This is a genomic window from Clavibacter sp. MX14-G9D, assembly GCF_032917815.1.
GTDB classification, from domain to species: domain Bacteria; phylum Actinomycetota; class Actinomycetes; order Actinomycetales; family Microbacteriaceae; genus Clavibacter; species Clavibacter michiganensis_K.
Window position 1 is genome coordinate 1 of the sequence record NZ_JAVCVL010000450.1, and the last position, 530, is coordinate 530.

The window sequence follows — 530 nt, forward strand, 5'->3', positions numbered from 1 at the left end:
ACGGCGCGGCGAGACGGGTCGCGCGGGCGGATCGCGCGGGGCTGCGCTCGGCTCAGGCGAGCGCGGCCAGCCCCGCCAGCGCGGCGCGGTCGGCGACGACCGTCACGTCGGGGTGCCGCTGCAGGATCGACGCGGGCACCTCCTCGGTGACCGGCCCCGCGAGCGCGCGCGCGAGGGCGTCGGCCTTCGCGGCGCCCGAGGCGACGAGCAGGATGCGCCGGGCCGACATGATCGTGGCGATGCCCTGCGTGATGGCGTGCGACGGCACCCGCGCGGGGTCGCCGCCGAAGTACCGCGCGTTGTCGCGCCGGGTCGCGGCCGCGAGCTCCACCACGCGGGTCGTGCCGACGGAGGGCGAGCCCGGCTCGTTGAAGCCGAGGTGCCCGTTCGCGCCGATGCCCACGATCTGGAGGCCCGCGCCGCCGAGCGCGCGGATCCGCCGCTCGTGCTCGGCCGCGGCGGCGGCCGGGTCGGCGGCGGTCCCGTCGGGCACGACGACGCGCGCGTCGGGCACGCCGAGCGGACGGGCG

General features: G+C 80.0%; 1 protein-coding gene. It reads right to left on the reverse strand.

The window, feature by feature from the left end:
• Window positions 1-52: 52 nt before the first annotated feature.
• Window positions 53-530 (reverse strand): 6-phosphogluconolactonase (locus tag Q6969_RS16240; protein ID WP_317231357.1); only part of this gene is annotated, 478 nt, incomplete at its 5' end.